This window comes from Bacillus sp. NPDC057893 (assembly GCF_042796455.1).
GTDB lineage: Bacteria > Bacillota > Bacilli > Bacillales > Bacillaceae_G > Bacillus_A.
Map to the genome: position 1 here is coordinate 1 of NZ_JBHVNG010000037.1, position 1,796 is coordinate 1,796.

The 1,796-nt window shown below is 32.7% G+C and carries 2 protein-coding genes; both read left to right on the top strand.

Features of this window, described 5'->3' with window-relative positions; genetic code table 11:
- The first annotated feature begins 160 nt into the window (after nucleotides 1–160).
- Nucleotides 161–766 carry a recombinase family protein gene (locus ACFVQC_RS30130; RefSeq protein WP_377900187.1) on the top strand — a complete coding sequence of 202 codons (606 nt, stop codon included), beginning with the start codon at nucleotides 161–163 and terminating at the stop codon, nucleotides 764–766.
- A gap of 10 nt (nucleotides 767–776) precedes the next feature.
- The gene (locus ACFVQC_RS30135) at nucleotides 777–1,763 is read left to right on the top strand and encodes a tyrosine-type recombinase/integrase (RefSeq protein ID WP_377900188.1); all 987 of its coding nucleotides are present in this window, start codon (nucleotides 777–779) and stop codon (nucleotides 1,761–1,763) included.
- The last annotated feature ends 33 nt before the right edge of the window (nucleotides 1,764–1,796 follow it).

Consider the following 1,796-nt stretch of genomic DNA (forward strand, 5'->3'; position numbering starts at 1 on the left):
TCAAAAGGTACACCTTTTGAAGTATATTAAAACCTACTTGATTCAGTACTTCTAAAGGTCAAAAAAGATACTTTTGAAGCACTAAATAATTAACGACACCTTTTGAAGCATTTTTGGTATAATTTCATTAGAAACATTTTTGAAAGGATGTCTATTTATTTTGAATACAAGAAAATTCGGATATATAAGAGTTAGTAGTAGGGATCAAAATGAAGACCGGCAGCTTGAAGCAATGAAACAACTCATCACTGACGAACGAGATATTTTTATCGACAAACAAAGCGGAAAAGATTTTAACCGTGATCAATATCAACTCGTAAAACGCATGTTAAGAAAAGATGATATTTTATATATTCATTCCTTAGACCGTTTCGGCCGAAATAAAGAAGCTATCCTCCAGGAGTGGAAAGATATTACACAAAATATACAAGCTCATATTGTCGTGTTAGATATGCCACTTCTAGATACAACTCAATACAAAGATAGTTTAGGAAATCTTATTACTGATTTGGTACTCCAAATCTTGTCCTGGCTTGCTGAAGAAGAACGAACGAAAATAAAAACTCGTCAACGTGAAGGAATTGAAGCTGCAAAGAAAAAAGGAAAGCATTTGGGCAGACCAAAAACTGAAATCACACAGGAATTTATCGATGTATATTACGATTGGAAACAAGGAAAGATCACAGCGCTATGCGCCATGAAAAAGTGTAATATGACAAGTCCTACATTTTACAGAGTAGTCAAAAGGTATGAGGATAAGGAGTGAAAAATATAACATGACTTCAAAAGAGACCCAACATACTATAGAAGGCTTTTCTTCTTATTTATCAAACAAAGGAAGAAAACCTTCTACAATCAAACGATACATCTACGATGTGGAAAGTTTCATTCAATGGCTGCACCAATCAAAAAGGTTTACTAACGATAATATTTGGGAGTCACTACAGAAAAAAGATTTCGAATCATTTTTTTACTATTTAAAAGTCGATCGTCAATACTCCGATAAAACTGTACACCGTATATATATTGTTTTAAATAGGTTGTACGAATACTTAGATTTACCAAGTCCGATTGAAGGAATTATTCATATAGATCCACCTGATCGAGCATTACGTAGGGAGGATTTCGTTTCTTTCCAGGAAGAGAAACACTTAAAAGAAGTTATTTCTTCACTAGAAGGCCTTACAGAAAAACAACAATCAACACGCCCCATGATCTTGGAGCGAAATATTTCTATCGTTACATTACTCTTGGATTATGGATTATCTTTAAAAGAGCTTGTTTCTTTACGAATGGCACACGTTCATTTCGGAAAGAATACTTTATCCATTCCTAAAGACTCAAAAGTAAATAGAATCATTTATTTGAAGGAAGAAGATAAATTACACTTATACAATTACTATAAACTTATCCCGGAACCTGTACGCCCTAAATATCACAGCAATAATCCACTATTTATTGCTTTTGATTTTACACGTAGGACATATCATTGGAGTTATCAAGATGATGCACCAAAATTCTTAACTGAAATCTCAATACAGAAAATGATTCGTTTAGAGGTGAAACGTGCTAATCTTCGAAAGGGAATTTCAGCCCAACATTTTCGAAATACCTATATTTTAAGAAGAATTCAAGGAAACAATACACCTGAAAAAATTATGCAGCAAATAGGATTTAAATCTAACTTGTCATTAAAAAGATATTACGATTATTATAAATGCTCTATAGCAAATACAGACTCACATCTATCACTTAATGTGTAATTTTTACACATCTAGAGGTATCGCCAACATTTT

Coding starts and splice junctions, on each gene's coding strand:
- ACFVQC_RS30135 (WP_377900188.1), top strand. CDS start 777: ATGACTTCAAAAGAGACCCAACATACTATAGAAGGCTTTTCTTCTTAT.